This is a genomic window from Chryseobacterium indologenes, from assembly GCA_016025055.1.
GTDB classification, from domain to species: domain Bacteria; phylum Bacteroidota; class Bacteroidia; order Flavobacteriales; family Weeksellaceae; genus Chryseobacterium; species Chryseobacterium indologenes.
The window spans coordinates 4,150,969-4,177,357 of the sequence record CP065590.1 but is presented as its reverse complement, the minus strand read 5'-3'; the positions used below and the strand labels follow the sequence as shown (position 1 = coordinate 4,177,357).

Here is a 26,389-nt window from a genome sequence, read left to right as displayed (position 1 = left end):
ATATGAAAAACGATCATTTTTGAATACTTGCATGGAATTTAAATAAAATATTTGATTTTCAGTATTTTACTATTTTGTACGTATGTTTTGTTTGAGTGAATGTGATCAAGGAAATGCTTTAGTCGACAATATTTAAGATAATTTCGACTGATAATTCCTTTTTTACAATTATTTTTTTACATTTGCATTCAAGAAATATGACACTATTTAGTGTGTTAATAAAAAACGAATACCTACCACCATTGAAAAAGCACAAAAACATATCCGTTTTTATTACAATACTCCATATATTTTTGGACAGACATTTTTGTAGAATAAAAAAATAACCACTCTTATTTAAGGACGAGGAAAACGAAACGCTTATCTCAGTCTTAAATAGGCTAAAAACCATGAAACTCTTTGAAACAAAGGCAGATAATTTCGGGCCTGATAATTATCTGCAGGTAAAACACCCACAGGCTATTCCTTACAATACTAATACTATATTCAATATTCTATCTTTATTTGTGGTTCAGATACCAATGAGATAAAAATTATTTTGAAACAAATGAAAAACTCAAAATTACTAAAAATAGCTGTTTTTAGTTTATTAACCGTTACCTTTTCTTGCCGTGAAGAACTGGAAACATCAGCTGACAAAGCCCATGTCATTGAACAACCAAGTGTAAAAAACGGACGACTTTATTTTCCTAATAAAGAATCATTAACTGCTACTTACCAGGATCTTAAAAAGAAAGACCTTGGAACTGTTCAGCATTTTATGGACGCAAAAGGAATTGAATCCTTAGTCCCTATTATTACAGAAAAAAATGAAACTGAAGTTATTTCTGAATTAAAATCCAGAAAAATAGAATCTTTACAAAAGACTTCATCTATGCTGATGAGAGGTGAATCGGTGTCTGATGAAGATATTTATGATGACATCGATGATTTGGAGGAAGTGGTTGGTGATGAAGTGTATGCCTCTATGCTAAATGGCAGCGCAGAAATACAAATTGCAGATCAGATTTACAAATATACAGATGTCGGGCTGTTTGTGACGACCGAACAGAATTATTCCAGACTTCAAAATTATCTTGAAGTAAGAAGGATCTCTCCGGATCTTCTTATTCCTACTGAAGCTTCTGTGAGAGAAAGCTTTATGACAGATAAACCAAGTGGTGACCTTGTCACCTTGCCTAATACCGATAATAGAATCAGTTATTTTGCGTCCCCTGTCGACAGGAGAAGCGGTTCCGGTGGAGGATTCAGAGGTGGTGATGGCAGCAGTGGAGGCAGCGGTAGTACTGGTGGTACAAGAACCGGTGGCGGCGGTTTCAGAAACCCTCCTACCACGACACCACAACCTCAGGAACCTTCGATTGCCAGTATCGTTCAGAATCTGCCGATTGGAGAAGTGAGAAAACCATGGTTAGGAAATGTTTTTGGAAAAACATGGACAACTTATGATAAATATGAAAGCAAAAGAAGGGTGAAAGTGAAATTCTATTCACAAAACCTGTATCTTGTCTATGCTGTAGGATGTAAAGTAAAACATCAATATAAAGGATGGACAGGCCTATGGAGAAAAGAGAATGCCGAGAAATTAGGTATTGGTATTAATTCAATTTCATGGAAGTTTTCGCACTCCCTTACTTATGCATCAGATAATACTCCGAGAGAAGTATATTGGTTAGACGGAAAAATGTATAAAGCAGCTAATAATACGGATTATATCAACGTAGGTCCTGCGACAATGCCTACTTTCCCATTCTCCAAGAATGCAACGGTGGATGCTGTTATTCAATTTACAACAAATCTTTCGGGACTTTCTGAAGAACAACTGAGCAAATTGTTTTGGGAAGCAGCATGGAAACAGGCTAATAAATTCATGGAAGGACAAAACAAAAAGCTTAACAGAGTAGCTTTCGTTGTCGATTCTTATGAGCAGACTTACATTCAGTACTATGATTTCAGCCAGATTGAAGATAATCAGGATGTAATTGAAAGAATCTTCAATTGGGGGGTAGCTACTCCTCAGTTTACCTATACCTTTGGCGGTGGAACCGGTACCGGTATAGCGGTTACAAGTTATAAATTTGATTTCCTGCAACCTACCGCTGTTGCCGTAAGCATGTATGGAATTGCTAAGAAAAACGGTGCCTGGCATGGTGTTAAATTAAATGCACAATAGAAATTAATTCCACTATTAGTATGAAAACCAATCTCATTGTATTATTCATTGCCTTATTTTCATTAAGCTCATGTGTTTCTGATGAAGCAAGTGCCGGACAGGTCAATTCTGCATTTCAGGGAAACTGGAGCGGAAACTTTACAGGAGATGAAAGCGGTACCCTGAATTTTGTAGTGCAAAAGGAAGGAACCATAGTAGGTGAAATTCATCTCAATCAGACCAATACAAAAGAGCCCATCAACGGTTACGTAAATTTTGACGGAAAATTTGATATGAATACCAAAACTCATTATACTTTTTCAGGCTATTTGCAAAGTTCCAAAAGTGAAGGAAAATGGACAAACATTAATTTCAAAGGGAACTACAGTTTTCAAAAACAATAATTAGATTTTTTTATACCATAGAATAATCCCTGGTCAATATTGGCCAGGGATTATTTGTGGTCACTAGACGAAACGGGAAATATAGCACGATAAGGATAAATCTATTGATTTTTAAAGTTCCGTTCTCTAACAACTTCTCCAGACCTGTTAAAATATACAGCTCTTGCCAAAGTATTTCTGTCTTTACCTATATTAAGTCCCGCGGTAAATTTCCGCCTGAGTTCCGGACTCATGTACCCATCAAGCATAATAAGGGTCTTTCAACCTGACCCAACTCCCGTAATGCTACAGCCAGTCCGTTTTGCCTTGGATAATTTTCTGATCTTTTTCATAGTCTTAAAGTTAAAGAGTATAAAAATCATACCCTAAAAAAGGTAACCACTCCACTATTTATTTTTTCTGTTTCTTCATTACTCTCATTTTAAAAATAAAAATGGTGAATAATTAGAATTCAATGAGGAATTTATGAGCTTAACGAACAAGCTAATTAAGAAAATTTTAGAAATAATAGACTCTTGTAATCATATCTGATGAAATAAAAATACCACTTGTGGATTAGTTTTAGTTTTTTTTTCGTTTATCCGTATGTGAATCATATTTTTCATACTTTAGTGAAAAATGTAACAAATAAAAAATGATGATTGCTTTTATAATCCTTATTAGGAATACTTTCCTATGCTCAAAATCAACGTCTTATTTAGAAATATAAATTTGTAAAAGATTCTACTGAAAAAATAATGTGGGGACTAAATAATGTATCTGGATATTACACCAAACTATCAGGCGATATTTTTTAACAGATTTGACAGCGATTTTTATAAATAGCTGTTGATACCAGGAAGTTAGCTAATGAGCCAATTAAAGAAGTTGAAAAATATTATAAAGAAAAAAAGCAAAAGCTAATAATATCCGTGAATGGGACCTATCAAAATAACAGCACTTTATATCTCAAAATAGTTAAAATGACTCAATATTTAAATTTTATTTTACAACATTATGAATTCTATTATTAATGCTAATAATGCTATTGTAGATGAACCGTTTGAAAAATTTTTAAAACAACTTAAAAAGGTTCATTATGGCATTCAAGCGAGGGCTAAAAATCATCAGACCTTATTAACAAAGAAGGCTCAGAAAGAATTGGGACCTAAATATCCAATAGAAGTTTTTAATTATGAGACTGAGTTATCCAATTTAGATGAACATATACTTTCTGAGGAAGATCTGATAGAAGAAATGTATTCTTTTCTTCAAGGATCTACTCGGCCACAATCACACTTATCTCTATTCAATATGGTACCGGAGCCGATGGTGGATGCTGTTGTATCATCTTGCATATCAACTATTTATAATGTTAATTCTTTAATGGATATGTATGGTGGAAAATCGCTGTTAATAGAACAGAAAGTAGCAAGAACTATTGGCCAGTGGATTAATTGGAACGAAAGCTACGGCATTGCCTGTAACGGGGGAAAATTACGATGCTTTATGCAATAAAGTCTGCTATTTCCAGAATAGCTCCTGAATCTCAACGAGAAGGCATCCCCAATAATTTAGTAGTAATGGTAAATGAGGGAGGCCATTATTGTGTGGAACACATTTGCAGTTTATTGGGGATAGGTGCCACTAACTGTTTAAGAGTGCCCATAAATGCTGAGGGTAAAATGAATATGACAGCACTTGAGCAACTGCTTGCAATTCAAGTTGAAAAAGGGAACCGCATAGCTGCTATAATTTGTTGCGGAGGGACTACTATTAATTTTTGTTGTGACGAAACTTTATTAGTAAGCCAATTGGTGGACCGTTTTGTGGATGATCACCAATTAGACTATCGTCCTTATCTTCATCTAGATAGCGTTATCGGATGGATTTACTTTACACTTTTGAGGGAATCAGAGACAGAAATTAGAAACTTAGGAATTCCCGCTTCTATTTTAAATAAATTTTTAGAGGTCAGGAAAAGATTTCTAGGTTTAACGTCTTTTGATTCTTTTGGTGTTGATTTCCATAAAGATGGCTTATGCCCTTACTCTAGCAGTTTTTTTATTAGTAGAAATTCAAACTGTTTTAATATGCTTACACAAGGTAATTATACCTATGGCAGCCAAGATTTAGAGTTCGAACAATTTAGAGCATATCGTTACACGCTTGAAAATTCGCGCCCGTCTCAGGGGATTTTAGCGAGTTGGATTATGTTAAAAAAGCTGGGAAGAAATGGATTATTACAATATTTGGTAAAACTTCATAAGGCCCAGAGTCGCCTGATAAAAAAAATGGAACACCGGAATCTATTTAAGGTGCTCAATTCCTCATCTCTGGGATGGGAAATAGTGTTTTCTATTGATTTTACAATGCTTTTATCAGCAGAGAGAGAAAATTTTGATGCTCATCAGGTAGCCATGGCTTTTATGCAAAGATGTTGGGATAAGGTTAATAAGGGAGAAGTGTTTCCTTTTTTTAGTATTGTACCGGATTACAAAACCGACCATAATTCCGACCATAAGACGACTGCATTCTTACTTTACCCCATGCAAACAGATCTTAGTTCAGCCAGTATCGATAAAATTTTAAATGATATCACCAATGAGGTTATAGCCTTTCAAAAAGAAATCATAGTAAATTCTAAAAAGTTTGACTACGCGTATTTTAGAAAAACCTATACGTTAAAAATAATTTTATGCAGAAAATAGAAAAACAAATTAATTGTACAGAAGAGTGTCACCAGAAAGATGCTTTTGCTATTTTAGACACCTTGACAAGAGCTTATGAAGAACAAATAAAGGAAGGGGCCAGCAGACATTCTATAATTAATCTATCTATTGGAAATCCAGACTTAACTCCCAATATCCTTTGGATCAAAAAATTGTCTGAGCATATACAGAACCCAGAGTTGCATGGTTATGCTAAATTTAATACTGAAATTAATGACACTTTAAAAAATAAGTTTGCAACCTACCACAAGCGCCGTTTTTCAAAATCGCAGGAGAATCCTTCATTAGATTATAAAGAGGAAGTACTGGATATACTGGGAAGTAAAGAAGGTATCTTTTATAGTTTATTTTCAATACTTCAATCAGGAGATAAAATTCTAATTCCCGACCCTTCGTATCCTGTATACAACAGCGTTGCCGAATTATTAGGTGCAGAGGTGGTAAAAATCAATCTCAAATCAAATGGAAACCCTGATCTTGATAATATTACCCGAGAAGATGCCGTTGCCGCTAAGGTATTAGTTCTGTGTTCCCCAGGCAACCCTACAACACATGTAGTAACTGAAGACTGCCTACGGGAAGTGATCGCTTTCTGTAAAAAGTATGAAATTTTACTTATACTAGATCTTGCCTATGTGCAAATAGCTTTTGATGATAATGACTTGCCTCCAAGCGTATTAGCTATTGAAGGAGGTAAAGAAGTTGCCATTGAATTACATAGTTTGAGTAAGTCGTGTAGTCTAGCGGGCTGGAGGATAGGGTTTATAGCCGGAAATAAAACGATAATTGAGAAGATAGCCAAAATTAAATCCAGTATTGATTTTGGTTTGTTTTTACCCTTACAAATGGTAACAATTGAAATCCTTGATCAGCTAGAAGTAGAAAGCGATCTTCAGAAAGCGGTTTATGAGGAGAGGCTTGAGTTTTGGATTTCCAGCATGGCCGAAATAGGATGGCTAATTCCAAAGCCCAAAGCCGGTTTTTTCCTTTGGACGAAATTACCTGATACTTTCTTGAAAAAAGATGATGATATAGCCTTTGTGGAACAACTTTTTAAAGATACCGGGGTATTGATAACACCAGGTTCCGGCTTTGGGAAGGCAGGAGCCGGGTATGTAAGAATTGCATTGGTACAAGATTTATCTCAGCTAAAAATAGCCAGCTGTCGTATTAAATCATGGTTGAGTAAATAAGGAAGCTAGTTTTCAGTGTTATAAAATAATTATTCTACTCATATTCAAAAAAATATGAAAAATGACATAAAGAAGTTTTGTCTTTCTAAATTATAATCGTAATATTGCGATTATAAAATATACAGATGGGACTTACAAAATCGGAAATATTTACGGATGAACAGAACACATTAGCTTCGGCATTTAAAGTTTTGGGCCATCCAGCTAGAGTTGCGATCCTTCAGCATATTATCAATCAAAAAGCGTGTATTTGTAATGATCTGGTTGATGAACTGGGATTGGCTCAGGCGACAATCTCACAGCATTTAAAAGAGCTAAAAAGTCTGGGTATTATACAGGGTACAGTAGAAGGTAAATCTGTTTGTTATTGTATCGATCATACTGTATGGAAAGAAATTCAGAATAACTTTAATTCATTCTTTAATCAGGAGGTGAAAGTGAGCAATTGCTGCTCATAACTTTTTTTATTTTTTAATATCGTTATATTGCAATATAACATTATGTATAAATTTTAAAACAATTCTTATGAAATTATCAGAGATCAAAGAAATTCTTCCAACATTGAGTAATGTTGAGTTTCAATTAGAAAACGGAGCATTTGTTCCAGAACATTTCCATGTAACAGAAGTTGGCATGATCACCAAAAACTTTATTGATTGTGGTGGGGTTATTCGTACCGAAAAAGTAGTGAATTTTCAACTATGGAATGCCAATGACTACGAACACAGGCTTAAACCAACCAAGTTATTAAACATTATTAAGCTATCTGAAGAAAAATTAGGTATTGAAGACCTTGAAATTGAAGTAGAATATCAATCCGACACCATAGGGAAATACAGTTTGGACCTCCTGGGAAACACATTTGTACTGAAAAGCAAAACTACAGCTTGCCTGGCATTGGATGCTTGTGGTATTCTCCCCGAAAAACAAAAACAACATGTAGCTGACTTGTCTGTGAGTAAGGCATCATGCTGTACACCGGATTCTGGTTGTTGCTAACCTTTAAAAACGTTCTAATAATGTATAAGAGTTTAATAGAAATCATAAACAGTCTTCGTGATCATCAGCATATCACACATGATCGCAAAATTGTATTACAGCCGTTAATCGAGTTTATCCAGGGCAAAATTGACCGTCAGGTGGATGTAAACCTCAATTTTATCTGCACTCACAATTCACGTAGAAGTCATTTGTCACAAATTTGGGCACAAACTGCAGCAAAATATTATCAAATTCCAAATGTATATTGCTATTCAGGAGGAACAGAGGAAACGGCATTGTATCCTAAAATTGCTGAAACACTGAATGATCAAGGTTTTACTATTTTTAAGATTTCCAATACTGATAATCCTGTTTATGCAGTAAAATACAGTGATAATGATTTACCGATAATTGGATTTTCAAAAAAATATGATAATCCATTCAATCCGATATCTGATTTCGCGGCCATTATGACCTGCTCTCAGGCAGATTCCGGTTGCCCCTTTATTGCAGGAGCTGAAAAAAGAATACCTGTCACCTTTGAAGACCCTAAGGTTTCTGATAACACACCGGAGGAAACTAAGGTGTACGCTTCAAGAAGTTTAGAAATTGCAGCTGAGCTCTTCTATGTCTTTTCAATGATAAAAAAATAAGCAATGCAACCAAAACTAAAATTTCTTGATCGTTACCTGACTTTATGGATATTCCTGGCAATGATTGTGGGAATTGGATTAGGATATTTCTTACCCGCTATTTCAAATGTTACGAACAGTTTATCAGTGGGTACTACAAATATTCCTCTGGCCATAGGTTTAATATTGATGATGTATCCCCCTTTAGCAAAAGTAGATTACACGGTACTGCCAAGCGTTTTTAAAGACAAAAAAACAATTGTAATCTCTTTATTTCTCAATTGGATGGTTGGCATCGTATTGATGTTTGGATTGGCTGTACTTTTCTTACGGAACGATCCCGAGTATATGGCAGGTCTAATTTTGATCGGTTTGGCCCGATGTATTGCCATGGTGATTGTCTGGAATGACCTGGCAAAGGGAAACAGAGAATACGCTGCCTTATTGGTGGCATTAAATAGTATTTTTCAGGTTTTTACCTACAGTTTCCTGGTATGGCTGTTTATCAATATATTACCTCGTAAATTAGGATTGGCAGATTTCAACGTCAATGTATCTATCCGTAATGTAACTGAAAGTGTATTGATCTTTTTAGGTATTCCTTTTTTAGCAGGCTTTGTAAGTCGTTATACGTTAGTCAAGACGAAGGGTATTGAATGGTACAACCGGAAATTTATACCGAAAATATCTCCCATTACGCTCTACTCTCTCCTGTTTACTATCGTCCTGATGTTTAGTCTGAAAGGTAATAAAATAGTAGAATTACCTTTGGATGTAATAAAAGTGGCGATTCCTTTGGTGATTTATTTTGTTTTGATGTTTTTCTTGAGCTTTTTTATCAATAAATCGCTTAAGGTTCCTTATGATAAAAATATATCTGTCGCTTTTACCGCAACAGGAAATAACTTTGAATTGGCAATCGCCGTCTCTATTGCAGTGTTTGGCATCCATTCACCACAAGCATTTGTTGGTGTTATTGGTCCATTGGTGGAAGTTCCGGTACTTATATTGCTTGTACGTTCAAGTCTTTGGCTGAAAAATAGGTATTACAACTAATTTCTGCTACGAAAGACGTTCCCTGCTGTCAGTTGAAAGTAGTAAAATACAGGATTTTTTCTGAAAATTGAGATTATTTTCCTTTTTAAAATATTTTTGTGGCAGATGATTTTCGGCGGCCGGAGGCCGCCGAAAATCTTATTTACACCCTTCCATCAGGCAAGTTCACTTGCCCTTTCCTTAGCTCCCTAAAAACAGGCTGCCGCATCATAAAACCTTTGCGTCAAAAGAAAGTAATCTCTTGCAGATTAACCAGATTCTGCAGATTTTTTTGCCACGAATTCACTAAAATAAAAAGGATCCGTTGATTTTAGCCTATACAATTATATCTTATAAATTTCATAAAAAACGTTCTTTATTTACCATAACGAAATATCCTATTCGTGCATTAGTGGCAGATAATATTTTTCGTAGATAACCTGTGTGTTTACATCTCTTCGTAATTCATCTCCTTTTCTAATGTAATCTGATTTCTACGAACCGTCACCACCACATGATCTCCCGGTTCAAAGCCACACTCCAGCAGCCACTTCCCTGCCAGCCGGATTTCCGGGAAGAAAACCAGCCTTCTGTATGCTCTTTCAAATGATTTATGGGAAACCGTAAGGTTCCTAATGGACACGATCTTATATTTGCCCCGAATAACTATTTCTTTCATTTTGTTGTTTTTCATCAAAGCAAGAAAAATCCGGCAGGTTATACCAGTTCTGAATAGGATATTTTATGCTGAAAAGCAGCTATTTTAGAAGATAATTTATTTTAGAAACAAGCTTCTTTTTCAGCGGTAAAAACTTTATATTTGTTATTATGATTGACACAGATATGCAAAATAAAAAAATACATCAGGGTAGAAATATAAAACGTTTCCGTGAAATGCTGGGCATTAAACAGGAAGCCTTAGCTTTTGAACTGGGTGATGACTGGAACCAGAAGAAAATCTCTCTTTTAGAACAGAAAGAAACCGTAGAATCTGATATCCTGGCGCAGGTAGCGAAGATTTTGAAAGTTCCGGCAGAAGCGATTGAGAATTTTGATGAGGAACAGGCGGTGAATATTATAGCCAATACATTTCATGAAGGTTCAGTTGCTAACAACTCTGGTTATTTTAATTGTACTTTTAATCCTCTTGATAAAATGGTAGAGCTTTATGAGCGTATGCTTGAGCAGCAGAAAGAGATGATTGAGAAGTTGGAAAGGTTGATTGAGAAGAAATAAACTAAAAGCCTACAATAAAAATTTATGCAAGTTAAAGATCACTATGAAAAGCTTGGTAAAAAAGCTCTTGAAATTCAAAATGAATCACTAGCTGATGAAGATTTACTATTACTTTCAACTAATCATGCTTTTTTACATGATTTTGCAGAATGGTTAGATATTCTTAAAGATCGACCTGAAATAAATATTCTACAAAATGCGATTAAGGAATATCAAATTGGAATTTTCAGCAATTCCCTTGGACTTTACCAACAAGCTTTTATGGGGCTTCGTTTCTTTTTAGAACGAACTTTAGTTGCTATACTTTTTTCTGCCAATGAAATAGAGCTTAATCTTTGGAAAATTGGAGAAAGAGATACTTATTGGAACGAGCTATTAGATAAAGATAAAGGTATATTTTCACATAAATTTTGTAAAGCATTTTTTCCAGAACTAAAAGATGAATTGAATCACTTTAACGTTATTACATCTAAAGTTTACAGAGAATGCTCCGAATATGTTCATGGAAACAAAACAGTAATTGATAAAATACCCAATAGCTTTGAATATTCTAAAGAACTTTTTCATGAATGGAATTCAAAAGCTGATATTATTAGGCGAGTAATTTTATTTACTCTTTGTTTAAGATATTTAAAACATTTAAAACCTGAAGATGTCAAAAAAATAGAAAATACAATAACCGACGAATTTAAAGGAATCACTCAAATTATAGAATTAATAAATTAATAAACAATGTCAGATTTACTTTTTAGAACAGAAGATATACCTAATGACGAAATACTAAGTTTATTTGTAGAGACAAGTCAGGATAGGGATGTCATTGAAAAACTAAAATCAATTTCACCAATCATATTGGTTGGAAGTCGTGGTGTTGGGAAGTCATTTTTAATGAAAGTGTCTGAAGAAGAATTAAATAAAAGTTTTAAAAATGGTAAAGTTTTGCCTGTTTATCTAACATTTAATAAAAGTTCTTTAATACATTCTCAAGACAAACAACAATTTACTAATTGGATGTTATCATTAATATGTTCTAAGATAATTAGGCAACTTAGAAAAAAAGGGCTATTAGCTAATTTACCACATTCTATTAATGTTTTAAGTGGTGGCACATACTCTGAAGACTTATTAAAAATTGAAGAAGTTGCTAAAAGTTATGAAGAATCATGGAAAAACCCGACTGAGGAAATTGCAATTACCTCAATACCAACCGTTGATGATTTTAAAGATGCTGTTCAAGAGATTTGTGAAGATTTGGGGATTAAAAGAATAAACCTGCTAATAGACGAAGCTGCCCACATATTTAGACCTGAGCAGCAAAGACAATTTTTTACTTTGTTTAGAGATTTACGCTCTCCTTTTATTTCATGTAATGCTGCCGTTTATCCTGGTGTTACATCATATGGTGATATTTTCCAATATTCTCAAGATGCAACTTTTATTAACATAAATAGAGATATTCTTTCAAATTCTTATATTGAAAGAATGCGGGAAATAGTTGAAAAGCAGGCTAACTCTGATAGCAAATTATTAAACGAAATTTCCCGCAACCGAAACAATTTTGAAATTCTCGCTTATGCAGGATCGGGTAATCCACGGTTTTTATTAAAGACAATATCAAGAACATCTAATGTAAGCTCATCACAACTTAATGAAACTATTAGAGAATTCTATAAAATAGAACTATTAGCAGAGCATACTAACTTAAGCGAAAAATACCCTGGACAAAAGGGATTGATTGATTGGGGTCGAAACTTTATTGAAAATATTGTTCTTTTAGAACTTAATAAAAAGAATAATAATTATTTACTCAGTGATAAACAAACCTCTTGTTTTATTTGGATTCATAAAGATATTCCGCAAACTGTAAAAGAAGCTTTAAGATTGTTAGAATATACTGGAATTATTCAAGAACATGGAAAAGGAATAAAATCATCCACATCAGAAGTTGGAACTAGGTATCTAATAAATTTGGGTTGTTTGTTTGGCCAAGAAGCAACACCATCTAGCACTTCATTATCAATAGCACGTAATTTAACACCTAAAAAAATGACCGAGTTTGGAATGAATAATATTAACTTTAAACCTTTAGTTGATGAAATTCCTAATTTTACGGAAAATGACACTACTGAAATACTTGAAAAAGAACTTAGTAAATCTATTGATGTTTTAGACTTAACAAGTTGGATTAAAGAGACATTGCGAACAATTAATATTAATACTATTAATGATATTTTAAATACTACTGAAACAAACTTGAAAAGAGCACACTATGTTGGCGACAAAAGAGCAAGGCTTGTAAAGAGTGCTGCGACTGCTTCAGTTTATGAATATTTAAATGGATAATATATTCTATAAATAGTATATATTCATTTTTATAAAATAACCCTTTTGTCAATTAAAAACAAAAGGGTTTTTATTTAGATTAAATATTTTTTCAAAAAAAACTTGCGTAGCTAAATAACTACGCATATATTTGTAGTCAAATAGCTACACAATGAATTTAAGAAGAGATGTTTTTCAGGCAATCGCAGACCCTACCAGAAGATCTATATTGATGCTGGTGGCTGCACAATCTATGACTGCAGGAGCCATTGCTTCCAATTTCGATACCGCAAGACCTACCGTTTCCAAACACCTTCAGATCCTTACAGAATGTGAACTGTTGAGATCTGAACAGAACGGCCGTGAAATTATTTACCACCTAAATCCCAATAAAATGAAAGAAATAGCCGATTTTATAGAGCCGTTCCGCAAAATGTGGGATGAGAAGTTCAATAAGCTTGAAAGTGTGATGAAAGCGTATCAGAACTTGAAAAAAGAGTAATAGATAAGACGGATAGACGAAGAGATGAGAGTCAGTGAGGACAAAGTTTGGTTTGTGACTGTTAATAGTCAATTTTGCTTCGCAAATGAATCTTATCAGTGAAAGAATGACAACCTTGAACCTTAAACCCCTTTTACTCTAAAACTCTCCTACTCTCAAACACCAAAACCCTCAAACCCAAAATATGGAACTAAAAACAAAAATACACGCAGAAGACGGCAAACAGGAAATCTTCATCATCAGAGAATTTGATCTTCCTGTCGAACTTCTTTTCAAAGCTTATACAGAAGCTGAACTCTTCGAACAATGGATGGGCACCAAAGTCATAAAGATGGAAAACAAACAACATGGCAGTTACCGTTTTGAAACCTCTAATTCCTCTGGAGAAGTAGTTTTCAGCGCCAACGGAACTATTCATGATATCGTTCCCAATGAAAAAATTATCCGGACTTTTCAGATGGAAAACACCCCTTTTCCGGTTCAGATTGAGTTTTTAGAATTTGAAAAACTAACGGATACCACCAGCAAAATCACAATCCAAACCATTTACAAATCTGTAGACTTCAGAGACCAGCACCTGAAAATGCCTTTTGCACAGGGAATTAATAGGGCGCATGATCGTTTACAGGAAATGTTTAAAGAGAGGGAAAAATAATAGACGAAGAGATGAGAGACGTGGATGCCAAAGTTTAAATGGAGAATGTCAATAGTGAATTTTGCTTTGCAAGTGAATCGTCAATGCTTTGCGAATCGATAACAACCTTGAACATTAAACTTCAGACGCTCTTACTCTCCCACTCTATAAATCTATAACTCTCAAACTCTCCAACCCTAGAACCCTCAAACTCAAAACACATGAATACAAAAGTTGATTTTTTCTTCGATAAAGCCCCACAATGGAAAGAAGAATTTGAAAAATTAAGAACCATTGCCCTCAGTACCGAATTGACAGAAGATTTAAAATGGGGCTGCCCCTGTTATACTTATGAAGGGAAAAACATATTCTTAATTCACGGATTTAAAGAATATTGCGCCCTACTCTTTTTAAAGGCGCTCTGATGAAAGATCCGGATCAGATTTTAATTCAGCAGTCTGAAAATGTACAGGCGGCAAGACAAATCCGTTTTACAGATCTTCAGCAGATCAACGATCTTGAAAAAGAACTTCAGGCTTATATGTTTGAAGCTGTAGAAATTGAAGAATCCGGAGCTAAGGTTGAAATGAAGAAAACCAAAGATTTTGAAATGGTTGAAGAGTTTCAAAACAAGCTGGATCATGATCAGGTATTAAAAGAAGCTTTTGAAACCCTTACTCCAGGCCGACAAAGAGCCTATCTCCTCCACTTTTCCTCCGCTAAACAATCTAAAACCAGAGAAGCAAGAATTGAAAAATACCTTCCACAAATCCTTAACGGAAAAGGACTTAATGATTAACCTTTAAAAACAACACCAAATGGAAACATCAAACACATCAGAAAAACGAAAAAAAATCATCTACTGGATCTTTACCTTGTGGATGGCGCTCGGTATGGTTTCTACTGCCATCGTTCAGCTTTTGAAAAATAAAGATGAACTTGCCAACTTTACCAATTTAGGCTATCCTTCCTATCTCATGACCATCTTAGGTGTTTGGAAACTGCTGGGCGTTATAGCCATCCTTATTCCAAAACGATTACTATTGAAAGAATGGGCTTATGCCGGTTTTTTCTTTGTAATGTCGGGAGCCGTTATTTCCCATCTTATCGTTGGAGATCCTGCGGGAAGAACCTTCCCTGCCGTCTTATTGTTGGCCTTAGTTCTTATTTCGTGGTATTTCAGACCTTCCAGCAGAAAAATTTCTATCAGTAACAATTAAAACGTAATTGAAAATTTTATCAAATATAATTGATCCCAAAAACAAATACCAATTAAAACAAGATTACTATGAAAAACAGGCAATTAACACCCGAACAAAGGGAATTACTTTTAACAACCTTAGAATCCCGTTTCGGAAAAAATATGTCCCGCCACGAAACCCTTAAATGGGACAAAATAAAGGCAAAACTACAGGCCCATCCTGAGAAATTATGGTCGTTATACCAAATGGAAGAAACAGAAGGTGAACCTGATGTAGTCGATTACCACCAGAAAACTGACGAATATATTTTCTTTGACTGTTCCCCGGAAAGTCCAAAACGACGCAGTCTCTGCTACGACTACCAGGCCTGGAATGCCCGCAAAGCCAACAAACCGGAAAGCAATGTCATTGATACCGCAGCCGAAATGGGAATTGAACTGCTCACAGAAGAACAATACCGCAAGCTTCAGGAATTGGGTAAATTTGATCAGAAAACGTCAAGCTGGGTGCATACGCCACCCCAAATAAGGGAATTAGGAGGTGCTATTTTTTGTGACAGACGATATAACACGGTATTTATGTATCACAATGGAGCAGATTCTTATTATGCTGCGAGAGGTTTTAGAGGATGTTTAAGGGTGTGATAAAAGTAAAAGCTCTCTTTTTATGTTCCTCTGATATAATTTAAAATCAAACAATAAATCAAAAATCTTCGATTTTTAAACTTATATGCACTTCCCATACGCAAAGATGGAAACTTAATCAACTCAAGTGGTCAAAATCTTCTGTGACTTTTGTGGTTAAAAAAAGTATTGCATATTCCCACAGATTCGAGGCTATACACAGATTTTAAAGTTAAATGCTATAGCAAAAATCTTCGATTTTTAAACTTATGTGCACTTCATATACGCAAAGATGGAAACTTAATCAACTCAAGTGGTCAAAATCTTCTGTGACTTTTGTGGTTAAAAAAATGTATTGCATATTTCTACAGATTTCACGGATTGGCACAGATGAAACTCTTTGTTATGGCTTAAAAAGCTCTCGTAGATTGAGCCGATAAAGCAAATATTAAAAGAATTGCATCTCTCCAATAGCCAAACAGATAAAAACAAAGGTTTCATCTACCTTTTGGTAAACAAAACCTTTGTTATATAAAGTATTCTAAAAAGTATTATTCTGCTTTATTTTTGAGCATCATCAGAAGGCTGTACGCTCCTTTTTGTACAATTTTTTTATTCTTTAAGAAGTCAGCTTTAATAATTTCTGTGAATTGATCATCCGAAATTCCGGTTATTACAGGAACCATTTTATAGTTTGATTTTCCGAGATCTTCAAATACATATGTTTTGTTTTCAAAAGAAACAACTGCTTCATTCGGAAGTCCCTGAGTAAAACGGCTGCTGATATTAACTTCCGCATTGATATACATCCCTTTCACAAATTGGGAGTTTATGGAGGAAAGCTTTGCAATTGCCGTCGCAGAACCGCCTGTTTCAATGCTTGGAACCACGCTAACAATTTTGGCATTGGATTTTACATCAGGATTCTGATTATTGTAAACGATAATTTCCTGTCCAGCTTTGACATCGTTCATATCATTTTCAAAAACCTTTAATTCTAAAAGTAATCCGCTGGGGTCGATCAGTTCAAATAATGTATCAGCCGGGTTGATGTACTGTCCGTTATTGACCAGGATTTTGCTTACGAATCCTGTAAACGGAGCATAAATATTTATCTTGCTTCTGATATTCCCGGTACTTAATCCCTTGGTATTGATGCCGATAATTCTCAGTTTTTCTTCAAGCCCTTTTAACGTAGCACTCAGCGTTGAATAGTCTGCCTGGGCTGTCTGCATTGTTTTGTCACTGCTTGCTTTGCTTGTATTGAGATCTTTTTGACGGTTGAAGTTAAGGCGTGCTGCCTCAAGCTGTGCTTTCGTCACCAGATAGTCCTGTTGTAGCTGAATAAACTGGGGATCTTCTACCACAGCCAGGACCTGCCCTTTTCGGAAATGACTTCCGTTGATGACATTAATCGATTTTATATGTCCGCCCATAATACTGGAAACCGAGCTGATATGAGATGGCGCAATTTCCGCTTTTCCGTTCAGGCGTACGAGTTTTTCCATGTTTCTGTCCTGAATTGTGATGGTTGTCACTCCTACAGATTGCATCTGTTTCTCTGTCAGATGAACTGTATTTTCTGTATTTTTCCTGAATGTAGTGTTTTCATATACGGTTTTTTCCTCTTCTTTTTTTCCTGAGCATGAAGATAAAACAAGTGCTATAACAAGGCTGTATATTGATAGTATTTTAAATTGCATGACGCTGTTATTTTGAAATTAAGAATTTAAGTTCTGCTCCGATCTGATTAAGTTTCTCCAGTTGATCAATATAGTCGGCTTTTGTTTTTACAGCCTGATTGACCAGAATTACCCAGTTCAGGTAATCGATTTCGCCGACTTCCATTTGTTTTTGGGCTGTTTGTAAAATGATTTCAGATTTTGGAAGCTGTTTCTGTTCATAATTTTCAATGATTTGTTGCTGGTTCATATAGTTGCTGAGTTGCTGGCTCAATCTGTTTTTAAGCTCAATTTCTTTTCTCTGATACTGATTTTCAGAAATAGCAATTTTTGTCTGAGCTGCCTTTGCCAGTGCTCTTTGCCCCTTTGTAAATAAAGGAATTCCCACACCTACCTGCACTGAATTAAAACGATTATTATTAATGTTTTTCATACTTTGATTGGTGTATCCAACAAGAAGCTCCGGGAGTAATTTGCTTTTTTCAAGTTGTACTTCAGCCTCTCCTACTTTGATTTGTTGTTGCAGATACTGAAGTTCCGGATGTTGTTTTACCTTATCCTCTGAAATCTGAAGATTCATATCCATAATCGGTCTATCGGCAACAGGCTGGTAAGGAATGTCTGACTGAAGAAGAAGCTGTAGCTGGAGTCTTGCCATATTCAGGTCATTCTCAAGGTTTACGAGCTGTACCTTCATCTGTTCTTTTTGAATTTCTGCCGTAGATTCCTCTAAAACATTTGCCTCCCCTTTTCTAAGTCTTAAACCTGCTTTTTCAGCAAAATTAATATACAGACGGCTGATATATTCCAGTACCTTTTTCTTTTCCTGCAGGACTAAAATCCTGTAAAAAGTATCTGTAATTTCTTTGGTAAGCTGTGTTTTTGTCAGATTTTGATTGATTACACTTGCCGTCCACTCTGCATCCAACATCTGTTTCCTCTTTGAATATACGGTAGGAAAACTGAATCGTTGGGAAACACCGAAGGAGTTATCAGTCTCTTCACCCTGGATCTGCCCGAATCCTCCCGTGACCTCTAATTGCGGAATGTCCAGATAACTGGCTTTTAATTTTTGCTGATATTCTGAGATTAATTTTGAATTTTTAATGGTTCCGTTCTGCTGATAAGCTTTTTCCAATGCCTGTTCATAAGTGATATTTTCTTGTGCATGGAAGCTTCCGAAAGAAATCAGCAGCAGGCAAACAGATAGTTTTTGAGGATTTATTTTTTTTGAGAATTTCATTTTATCTTTATTAATATGTTCAAAAAGGACGTATAGAATAGGGAGTACAAATAAAGTCAGGAATGTGGCAAGCATTAAGCCACCGATAACCACTGTAGCTAAGGGTCGTTGTACTTCTGCCCCTGCCCCGTTACTTAACGCCATAGGTAAAAAACCTAAAGAGGCTACAAAAGCAGTCATCAATACCGGACGAAGTCTGATTCTTGTTCCCATCAACACAATTCTGCTGGTATTGGTTATTCCGTTATCTTTCAGTCTGTTGAATTCTGATATCAAAACAATCCCGTTAAGTACTGCTACCCCGAATAAAGCGATAAAACCAACTCCGGCACTGATACTAAACGGCATTCCTCGTAATGCCAGAAAGTATACCCCGCCAATTGCTGATAAAGGAATTGCAGTATAGATCAGCAAACTGTGCTTTACAGAGCCGAAAGCAAAGAACAGCAGCAGGAAAATCATCACTAAGGAAATAGGAACAGCGATTCCCAGTCTAGCTTTAGCTTTATTTAAATTTTCAAATGTCCCGCCGTAAGAGACCGTATATCCCTGGGAGAATCTGAGATTATCATTCACTTTCTGCTGTAGTTCTTCAACAATGGTCTGTACATCCCTCCCTTTAGCATTAAATCCTACGATAATCCGCCTTTTGGTATCTTCCCTCTGGATCTGATTCGGACTGTTCTTCAGTTCTACCTTGGCAACCTGTGACAACGGAATCTGCTCTCCTGAAGCAGTAGGAATCAACATGTTTTGAATGCTCGTAATGTCTTTTTTACGCTCATTATCCATCCTTACGACAATATCAAACTTTTTTTCTCCTTCGTACAAGGCTCCGGCCGTTTGCCCTGCAAATGCCATATTGATTACCCTGTTGATATCGGCAACAGAAATTTTGTAACGGGATAATTCGGCACGGTTGTAGTCGATCACGACCTGAGGAGCTCCTACAACAGGTTCAATATAAAGATCCTGAGCACCTTTGACGGTAGTAATGATACTTCCCAGTTTTTTTGCATACGTTGTAAGGCTGTCCAGGTCTTCCCCATAAATTTTACATACCACATCCTGTCTGGCACCGGTCATCAGTTCATTAAAGCGCATTTGTACCGGAAATTGGAAGCTGGTCGTCAAACCGGGAATACTACTGAGTGATTTGCTCATTTTTTTCAGAAAGCTCGGGAAATGATTTTGCAGATGTCCATTCTTTTTTGGGTTTTAAAACGATGATCATATCGCCTGCATCCATGGGCATCGGTTCTGTTGGAATTTCAGCACTTCCGATTTTAACGACGATCTTTTGTATTTCCGGAAACTGTTTTAAAAGAATAGCGGAAGCCTGGGTCGTTACTTTTTTCGTCTCAGTGATATTGCTGCCTTGCAGAATTCTCATTTCAACAGCAAAATCGCCTTCTTCCAGAGACGGAATAAATTCACCACCCATTTTTGACAAAATAAAAATTGCCCCTGCAAAAAGGATTATTACTCCTGCAATAATTGTTTTCCTGAATTTAAGGGCTTTCATCAGAAGTTTCTGATGACCTGCTTCAACTTTGGCCATCACTCTGTCTGATATATTTTCTTTCACTTTTTTCTTTTTGCTCAAAACCAAAGAACTCATCATCGGAATATAGGTCAGGGACAATAAAAATGCTCCGATTAAGGCAAATGCAACAGTTTGTGCCATAGGCTTAAACATCTTTCCTTCAATGCCCTGAAGTGTAAAAATAGGAAGGTATACAATCAGGATGATAATCTGTCCAAAAACCGCACTATTGACCATTTTGGTCGCAGAGCCCGAAACCTGGTCATCCATTTCTTTTTGGGTAAGCATATTGTCTTTCCCAAAGTGCTTTTTATGGGCTAACTGATGAAGAACGGCTTCTACAATAATCACAGCTCCGTCTACAATAAGTCCGAAGTCGAGTGCTCCGAGGCTCATGAGGTTTCCGCCCACTCCAAAGATGTTCATCATGATAATCGCGAAAAGCATTGCCAAAGGAATCACGGAAGCAACAAGCAGACCTGCCCGGAAGTTTCCAAGAAATAAAACGAGAATGAAAACGACGATTAACGCCCCTTCCATTAAATTGGTTTTTACCGTACTGATCGTGTTATTAACCATTTTGGCACGGTCCAGAAAAGGTTCGATCACCACTCCTTCGGGTAATGTCTCCTGGATCTTTTCAAGTCTCTGTTTGATATTGGAAATCACGACGTTGGCATTTTCCCCTTTAAGCATTAAAACAATGGCTCCGGATACTTCTCCCGTATCGTTATAGGTCATGGCTCCATATCTTGTGGCATAGCCAATCTTCACGGATGCTACATCTTTAATGTGTACGGGAATTCCTTCTCTGGTATCTGCTACCTGAATATTTCCGATGTCTTCCGTACTTCCTAAAAGGCCTTCACTTCTGATGAAAAGAACAGTTTCTTTCTTTTCAATATAAGCGCCTCCAGTATTTTGATTATTCTTTTCCAGCGCCGCAAAGACATCATTGATATTGATGTTGAAAGCCTGTAGCTGGTTAGGATTGATGGCAATTTCATACTGTTTTAATTTTCCGCCAAAACTGCTGACATCTGCGACTCCTTTTGTGCCTAGCAGCTGTCTTCTGACGACCCAATCCTGTATAGTTCTGAGTTCAGTTTCGTCATATACATTTTCATAACCTTTTTTGGCTCTTACGACATATTGAAAGATTTCTCCTAATCCGGTAGAAACAGGCCCCAGTTCAGGCTTTCCTATTCCTTCGGGAATATTGTCCTGTACCAATTGCAGTCGTTCCTGAACCTGCTGACGGGCCCAGTATACATCGGTATTATCGTCAAAAACAACGGTCACCAGAGATAATCCGAACCTTGAAAGACTCCGAAGCTCGGTGATTCCACTGATATTGCTGGTAGCCTGTTCTATGGGAAATGTGACAAGGCGTTCTATATCTGCCGCCCCGTAAGAAGGTGCCGTGGTAATAATCTGAACCTGATTATTGGTAATATCCGGTTGAGCATCAATAGGTAGCTGGGTAGTTTCATAGACCCCAAACACTACCAAACCTATTGTAAATAAGGCAACGATGAGCTTATTCTTTACAGAAAACTCAATGATTTTATTTAACATGAAAAAATAATTAATTGATAACCCGGAATAGTTTACAGAAATATTTTTACCACTTTATAAAAAAGTTTTTACCATTAAGATAAGCCAAAGCTCAGTGCTGTAACAATGGATGAAACTTTTGGCTAAAGTTTATAAACGACAGCGGGTTAGTTGATATGTAACAAGAATCTACTGCTTTAATGAGTTGTTTAAAGCATTAATTTTCAATCTGGTAATCAATTAGGAAAGCCGTGGAGGCTGGAAAATCCGGGAAAGGTAAAGGTTGGAAAAATCCTTTTCCTGATAGATACTGCTTTTCTGTGGAATGGCAATTTCTTTAGGTTTTTTAATCTCAAAATCAAGTTCGGGAAGCTGGGCATGTACCGTTAGTACAATAGGTGGATTGATAAATGGTAATTTTTGATCGGTATCCCAGTCAGAGTCCTTTTTGTGATTGTCATAATGCTCCATCACAAATTCTGATAAACTTCCGTGGTATTCGATATAATGTTCAACAAACATAGGCACTTTGAAGACTTCCCCCGCATTGGTGGTAGCCAGTACATACATCATTGAGCATAATATGGAAAACCATTTTAACATTGCGGCAAATATAAGGCGAAAATTTTTTTAAAAAACTATTAAAGATTAATTTTCCTTTAAATAAAGGGTTTGAGAGGGCTAACAACAGAGTTTGATGGTCTTAACTTTTTGCTTTAATTCAGCATAACTTATCCTTTTTAAAAAAAAAAAAACACATCTCTGTTTACAGTTTCGATTTCAGCCTGCTTAGCGTTTCCTGAGAAATATTAAGGTAAGAAGCTACCATTTTGTTGGATAATCTGCGGACAATAACGGGGTTTTCACTGAGCAACTGACGGTATTTTTCCAGAGCATCCTGAACCAGGAATGACATGAGACGCTTGGTGTTGGTGACATAAGCGATTTCAAGATATATCCTGTAGAATTTTTCCCATTGAGGAATGATATCCAGCAAGTGATAGAAGTTGCTGTGACTTATATAATAGACCTCAGTATCTTCCACTGCCTGGATAAACTCTTCCGAAGGTTCGGAGGTAATAAAGCTCACCAGAGCGGTAGCAAACTGGTTCTCAAAGGCAAAATATCTGGTAGAATCCTGACCATCTTCGTTGATAAAGAAGATCCTGAGGCAACCGGAAGTTACAAAGAACGTTCTCTGGCTCGACTGTCCGTTAGTGAGCAGCATTTCATTCTTTTTTAATTGAATGGGTTTAAAATAAGAAAGTATGGTACACAGCTCTGTTTCTGTTACCGATATTTTACTTGTAATATATGAGACTAAGCGTTCTTCCATGTGTATATATCAGTCATTGACAAATGTACGATTAATGGTGTATTAGTCAATGTTTTTGATATATTTATCTGTTGCGGTAGCCTACTTTATTTATTCAAAATCCAGGAAACCATCAGTGAGCTGCTTCCACTGGATTTTGGCAATTCCCATCATCCCTCCTGCAGCAACGAAAAAATTCCTGATCACGTCAAACCATTTTGCATTAAAATTTGGAGATTCATTTCTTCCGTAAACAGCTGTTTTTAAATGGGTCGGGCTTTTATAAATCATAAAGGTAGAAGTCGCCCTGGAACTATAGAAATGGGCAATATGGCGATTGTTTTTTTGTTGAGGATTCCCGGATGGTCTGCAGGTCATCATGATACTTTCCGAAATACTATCCTGATAGAAACAGATATCCGTAATTTCTACCCAGTCATACCCTTTCGCTTCGGTTTCTCCCGGTCCCGGAATATTGATTCGGACAAAGTCACCTTTTTGAGGTTCACGGTCAATAGGATTGCCTTCGCTGTCATGGAGTTTAAACTCTGCAAACGCCTCTCCACAGTAGCTTTTCCATTTATTGATCTGAAAAAATCGTTTTTGCAGTATTTCAAATTTCAGGGGAATAAGTGCCTGGTCAAACTGTTTCCTGCTTTCAGTATCATGAAAACCACCGGATTTTTGTGGGGGAACGCCTTTAATATGCTTCGGTTTCATACAATCAGTTTTATACAAATTAATAAAAACAGAAAAGATTATTTTATGACCACAATCACATAAGAATTTCCAGTAAACGAAGACAAAATCTGAAAAAAGTGAATTCAAAAGAACGGACTTCTATCTGTTTATGTTATTCCTCCGGACTATTTCATTACATTTTAGGGGAATACAAAATATATTTTAGCTCATGTTTTTTCCTTTTATCAACCTTTTTAAATGAGATTTCCGGACCTGTATACTCTGTATGGTCGAATTTCATAATCTTAAAAAAACATCAGATCAATTAGCGGATAGCCATTTTTAATTAAAATAAATAATATTTAAAAAAAATACACTTATAGTGCTTTGCATAATATAATTTTTACTTATATTTGTGAATCGAAATAATTTTTTTCATCATTTGTGTTTTTTTAAGGTCTCCATTCTAGGGGGCCTTTTTATTTTTTATGGGGTCATAATTGATTATTTGATACCGATATGGAAAAATTAATAAAGTGTGAAATATGTTATATTGCGTTTTTCGATATTGCCCTTAAATAAATACGTAGCAATAAAACAACTATATAATAAATCACTTTTCAGTGTGAAAAATTATTTCATGTTTTTCATAAAATCGGTTGGTCTGAACTGCATCACAGACTGAAAGCTTCTGGTATATGCCTGTACACTTTTATATCCTACTTTATAAGCTGTTTCTGAAATAGTGAGATCATTTGAGCTGAGAAACTCAAGGCTTTTAATAATTCTGAGCATTTGCTGATATTTGCTTAAGGTGAGCCCGGTTTCCTTTTTAAAGATGCGCTCCAGCGTTCGTGTGGAAAGCAAAGCGATATCAGCCAGATCTTCCATTTTAATTTCATTCTGATAGTGATCGTGAAGATATCCGATAACATGAGTCAGGCGTTTATCTTTGGGAAGAATGATGTGAAGTTTAAGAGAATACTCGGCAAAACGCGGTAATTCATTGAAAAGAGCTTGCAAAAACACAGTTTCGTGATGGTCTTTTGTCATCAGTTTAGACCATTTTTCTGAATATTTTATCATTTCCTTTAAAACCGGCGGAACCGAAAAAACGTTTACTTCCTGAAAAAACGGCTCTTTGCTGTCAACTTCTGCAAACATAATCATCAATTTGATTTTTTCAGAATGTGAATTGGTTTTATGGATAGCATTCGGGGGAATCCAGGCAGCATGGTTTTGAGGGAGCAGGTATTTTTTTTCTTCAATAGTTATGTACTGAAAACCACTTTCCACATAGACCAGCTGACCTTTTTGATGCTGATGAAGGATATTATCATGGATCCAGTTTTCTTCAAACCATACAAAATAAGGTTTTTTCAATTCATCAATGGCTATGCTGTCGTTGGCATTCATGTCGTTTGAAGTTAAAACTTTGGCAAAATTAAACAAAATTACTGTCTTAATTTTGTAGAAAAGTTTTTATTATGATGAAGAATGAAGTTCGAAAAAATGTTTCTTATGTTTTATTAATTATTAATGTTCTGGTTGTTATCCTTATTTCCAGTAATCTTCGTTCACCTATCGTGGCGGTTTCTCCTGTTCTGGGTGATGTGAGGGATGCGTTGAAGCTGGATAACTTTCAGGTGAGTCTGCTCACCTCTATTCCACTCTTTATGTTTGCGGTGTGTTCTGTGTTAGTGAGCAGGTTTTCAAATACATTTGGAATAAGTAAGCTTTTAATGTATTCTTTACTTATTTTAGGTTTTGGTTTATTTCTGCGGATATTGGGTTCCCAATGGTTATTATTTGTGGGGTCTGTATTCATCGGGCTTGGAATATGCATTGGAAATGTAGTGACACCGGGTTATGTTAAAAATAATTTCCCGAAACAAATTGCTTTAATGACAGGTGTCTTTGCCGTATCAATGAATCTTACCGCTGCATTGGCTTCGGGATTCAGTGTTAAGATCGGCGAATGGACCGGTTTTGGGTGGCGGGGTTCTTTAGGAATCTGGCTGGTGATCGCTGCCTTGGGATTTCTGGTACTACTTATTGAATTTATAGTAAACAAAAAAATACTGATCAGCCCAAAACAGCTTTGAGCACTTCGGATTTTAATATGTTTACATCTTCCCAAGCCTGGAATATCAGTGCATTTATGGGGCTTCAATCTTTATTTTACTATTGTCTTGTAGCGTGGTTACCCTCATTTTTAGCGGATTATAATATGCAGGGTGAAAGCTCGGGATGGGTGCTGTTTGTTATTCAGATTACAATGATTCCTGTTACTTTCTTTTGTCCGCTTATTGCCAATAAAATGAAAGATCAGAGAATAATGATCCTTTTTATCTGTGCTTTAATGTTTGGAAGCACGATGATGTTTGTCTTTATGAAATCGCAATGGATTTACGTCAATGCTGTCATTATCGGGATAGCGAATGGTTTGTCTTTCAGCTTATCCATATTATTCTTTTCTATAAGAACAAAAAGCAGCATCAATGCCGTAAAAATATCGGGAATGGCACAGTCTGTCGGTTATCTTATTGCAGCATTTGGGCCTCCTGTTTTTGGGAAACTTCATGATTGGGATCTTTCCTGGGAAAGCTCATTTTATTTTTTGAGCCTCTCAGTGGTTCTGATGTTGTACTTTGGAATGAAAGCAGCAAAACATCAATACGTTGAAGATTAATTGAGGTGTATATTTACACCTTATAGGTTTCTAAAACCTATAAGGT

Annotated in this window: 23 protein-coding genes and 4 pseudogenes; 19 read left to right on the top strand and 8 right to left on the bottom strand. The window is 36.0% G+C overall.

Annotated features, from left to right (window positions below):
- The first annotated feature begins 389 nt into the window (after nt 1-389).
- From H3Z85_19265 to H3Z85_19255, 3 genes are read left to right on the top strand one after another with little or no spacing between them, the layout of a single operon-like run.
- Complete coding sequence (locus tag H3Z85_19265; GenBank protein ID QPQ51403.1) at nt 390-530, top strand: hypothetical protein; 141 nt, start codon at nt 390-392, stop codon at nt 528-530.
- Between the two features lie 17 nt (nt 531-547).
- A complete protein-coding gene (locus H3Z85_19260) occupies nt 548-2,173 on the top strand; it encodes a hypothetical protein (protein ID QPQ51402.1) in 1,626 nt (541 codons plus the stop codon).
- A gap of 20 nt (nt 2,174-2,193) precedes the next feature.
- Entirely contained in the window at nt 2,194-2,556 is a 363-nt protein-coding gene (locus H3Z85_19255) for a hypothetical protein (GenBank protein ID QPQ51401.1), read from the top strand.
- Between the two features lie 101 nt (nt 2,557-2,657).
- Here the strand turns inward: H3Z85_19255 and H3Z85_19250 are convergent, their stop codons facing one another.
- Nucleotides 2,658-2,804 (bottom strand): Tn3 family transposase, encoded by a 147-nt coding sequence (locus H3Z85_19250; protein QPQ51400.1) that lies wholly within the window; start codon nt 2,802-2,804, stop codon nt 2,658-2,660.
- A 988-nt stretch (nt 2,805-3,792) separates the two neighbouring features.
- On the opposite strand from H3Z85_19250, the pseudogene H3Z85_19245 reads away from it, so the two are divergent.
- The 7 genes and pseudogenes from H3Z85_19245 (at nt 3,793) to arsB (ending at nt 9,129) form a co-directional block, all read left to right on the top strand.
- Nucleotides 3,793-4,061 (top strand): annotated as a pseudogene (locus H3Z85_19245) (hypothetical protein).
- Complete coding sequence (locus H3Z85_19240) at nt 4,038-5,246, top strand: glutamate decarboxylase (protein ID QPQ53953.1); 1,209 nt, start codon at nt 4,038-4,040, stop codon at nt 5,244-5,246. The pseudogene H3Z85_19245 and the gene H3Z85_19240 overlap by 24 nt, the downstream one beginning before the upstream one ends.
- Nucleotides 5,234-6,460 (top strand): aminotransferase class I/II-fold pyridoxal phosphate-dependent enzyme, encoded by a 1,227-nt coding sequence (locus H3Z85_19235; GenBank protein ID QPQ51399.1) that lies wholly within the window; start codon nt 5,234-5,236, stop codon nt 6,458-6,460. The genes H3Z85_19240 and H3Z85_19235 overlap by 13 nt, the downstream gene beginning before the upstream one ends.
- Nucleotides 6,461-6,585: 125 nt before the next feature.
- Nucleotides 6,586-6,918 carry a winged helix-turn-helix transcriptional regulator gene (locus H3Z85_19230; protein ID QPQ51398.1) on the top strand — a complete coding sequence of 111 codons (333 nt, stop codon included), beginning with the start codon at nt 6,586-6,588 and terminating at the stop codon, nt 6,916-6,918.
- Between the two features lie 67 nt (nt 6,919-6,985).
- Nucleotides 6,986-7,459, top strand: coding sequence for a hypothetical protein (locus H3Z85_19225; protein QPQ51397.1), 474 nt, complete (start codon nt 6,986-6,988; stop codon nt 7,457-7,459).
- Between the two features lie 20 nt (nt 7,460-7,479).
- Nucleotides 7,480-8,094, top strand: coding sequence for a protein-tyrosine-phosphatase (locus H3Z85_19220; protein QPQ51396.1), 615 nt, complete (start codon nt 7,480-7,482; stop codon nt 8,092-8,094).
- 3 nt (nt 8,095-8,097) lie between these two features.
- Nucleotides 8,098-9,129 carry an ACR3 family arsenite efflux transporter gene (gene arsB, locus H3Z85_19215; GenBank protein QPQ51395.1) on the top strand — a complete coding sequence of 344 codons (1,032 nt, stop codon included), beginning with the start codon at nt 8,098-8,100 and terminating at the stop codon, nt 9,127-9,129.
- A gap of 427 nt (nt 9,130-9,556) precedes the next feature.
- On the opposite strand, the gene H3Z85_19210 is transcribed toward arsB, so the two are convergent.
- The gene (locus H3Z85_19210; GenBank protein QPQ51394.1) at nt 9,557-9,787 is read right to left on the bottom strand and encodes a type I addiction module toxin, SymE family; all 231 of its coding nucleotides are present in this window, start codon (nt 9,785-9,787) and stop codon (nt 9,557-9,559) included.
- A gap of 149 nt (nt 9,788-9,936) precedes the next feature.
- Here H3Z85_19210 and H3Z85_19205 point away from each other — a divergent pair, with 149 nt between their 5' ends.
- The 8 genes and pseudogenes from H3Z85_19205 to H3Z85_19170 all read left to right on the top strand — a co-directional run bounded on the left by H3Z85_19205 (nt 9,937) and on the right by H3Z85_19170 (nt 15,648).
- Nucleotides 9,937-10,344 carry a helix-turn-helix transcriptional regulator gene (locus H3Z85_19205; GenBank protein QPQ51393.1) on the top strand — a complete coding sequence of 136 codons (408 nt, stop codon included), beginning with the start codon at nt 9,937-9,939 and terminating at the stop codon, nt 10,342-10,344.
- Between the two features lie 24 nt (nt 10,345-10,368).
- Nucleotides 10,369-11,070, top strand: coding sequence for a hypothetical protein (locus H3Z85_19200; GenBank protein QPQ51392.1), 702 nt, complete (start codon nt 10,369-10,371; stop codon nt 11,068-11,070).
- A gap of 6 nt (nt 11,071-11,076) precedes the next feature.
- Nucleotides 11,077-12,687: a hypothetical protein gene (locus H3Z85_19195; GenBank protein QPQ51391.1), complete on the top strand. Its 1,611-nt coding sequence runs from the start codon at nt 11,077-11,079 to the stop codon at nt 12,685-12,687.
- A gap of 151 nt (nt 12,688-12,838) precedes the next feature.
- The gene (locus H3Z85_19190) at nt 12,839-13,168 is read left to right on the top strand and encodes a winged helix-turn-helix transcriptional regulator (GenBank protein ID QPQ51390.1); all 330 of its coding nucleotides are present in this window, start codon (nt 12,839-12,841) and stop codon (nt 13,166-13,168) included.
- Nucleotides 13,169-13,352: 184 nt separating this feature from the next.
- The gene (locus H3Z85_19185; protein QPQ51389.1) at nt 13,353-13,823 is read left to right on the top strand and encodes an SRPBCC domain-containing protein; all 471 of its coding nucleotides are present in this window, start codon (nt 13,353-13,355) and stop codon (nt 13,821-13,823) included.
- A 200-nt stretch (nt 13,824-14,023) separates the two neighbouring features.
- Nucleotides 14,024-14,601 (top strand): annotated as a pseudogene (locus H3Z85_19180) (YdeI/OmpD-associated family protein).
- A 19-nt stretch (nt 14,602-14,620) separates the two neighbouring features.
- Nucleotides 14,621-15,022 (top strand): DoxX family protein, encoded by a 402-nt coding sequence (locus H3Z85_19175; protein QPQ51388.1) that lies wholly within the window; start codon nt 14,621-14,623, stop codon nt 15,020-15,022.
- A 68-nt stretch (nt 15,023-15,090) separates the two neighbouring features.
- The gene (locus H3Z85_19170; GenBank protein ID QPQ51387.1) at nt 15,091-15,648 is read left to right on the top strand and encodes a DUF4256 domain-containing protein; all 558 of its coding nucleotides are present in this window, start codon (nt 15,091-15,093) and stop codon (nt 15,646-15,648) included.
- Nucleotides 15,649-16,178: 530 nt separating this feature from the next.
- Here the strand turns inward: H3Z85_19170 and H3Z85_19165 are convergent.
- The 6 genes and pseudogenes from H3Z85_19165 to H3Z85_19140 all read right to left on the bottom strand — a co-directional run bounded on the left by H3Z85_19165 (nt 16,179) and on the right by H3Z85_19140 (nt 25,067).
- A complete protein-coding gene (locus H3Z85_19165) occupies nt 16,179-17,330 on the bottom strand; it encodes an efflux RND transporter periplasmic adaptor subunit (protein ID QPQ51386.1) in 1,152 nt (383 codons plus the stop codon).
- Nucleotides 17,331-17,337: 7 nt separating this feature from the next.
- Nucleotides 17,338-21,676, bottom strand: a pseudogene (locus H3Z85_19160) (CusA/CzcA family heavy metal efflux RND transporter).
- A gap of 219 nt (nt 21,677-21,895) precedes the next feature.
- Nucleotides 21,896-22,258, bottom strand: coding sequence for a hypothetical protein (locus H3Z85_19155; GenBank protein ID QPQ51385.1), 363 nt, complete (start codon nt 22,256-22,258; stop codon nt 21,896-21,898).
- A 163-nt stretch (nt 22,259-22,421) separates the two neighbouring features.
- Nucleotides 22,422-22,991 carry a Crp/Fnr family transcriptional regulator gene (locus H3Z85_19150; GenBank protein ID QPQ51384.1) on the bottom strand — a complete coding sequence of 190 codons (570 nt, stop codon included), beginning with the start codon at nt 22,989-22,991 and terminating at the stop codon, nt 22,422-22,424.
- 90 nt (nt 22,992-23,081) lie between these two features.
- Nucleotides 23,082-23,690 carry a hypothetical protein gene (locus tag H3Z85_19145; GenBank protein ID QPQ51383.1) on the bottom strand — a complete coding sequence of 203 codons (609 nt, stop codon included), beginning with the start codon at nt 23,688-23,690 and terminating at the stop codon, nt 23,082-23,084.
- Between the two features lie 594 nt (nt 23,691-24,284).
- Complete coding sequence (locus H3Z85_19140) at nt 24,285-25,067, bottom strand: helix-turn-helix transcriptional regulator (protein QPQ51382.1); 783 nt, start codon at nt 25,065-25,067, stop codon at nt 24,285-24,287.
- Nucleotides 25,068-25,141: 74 nt separating this feature from the next.
- On the opposite strand from H3Z85_19140, the pseudogene H3Z85_19135 reads away from it, so the two are divergent.
- Nucleotides 25,142-26,343: pseudogene (locus tag H3Z85_19135) on the top strand (MFS transporter).
- Nucleotides 26,344-26,389 lie beyond the last annotated feature (46 nt).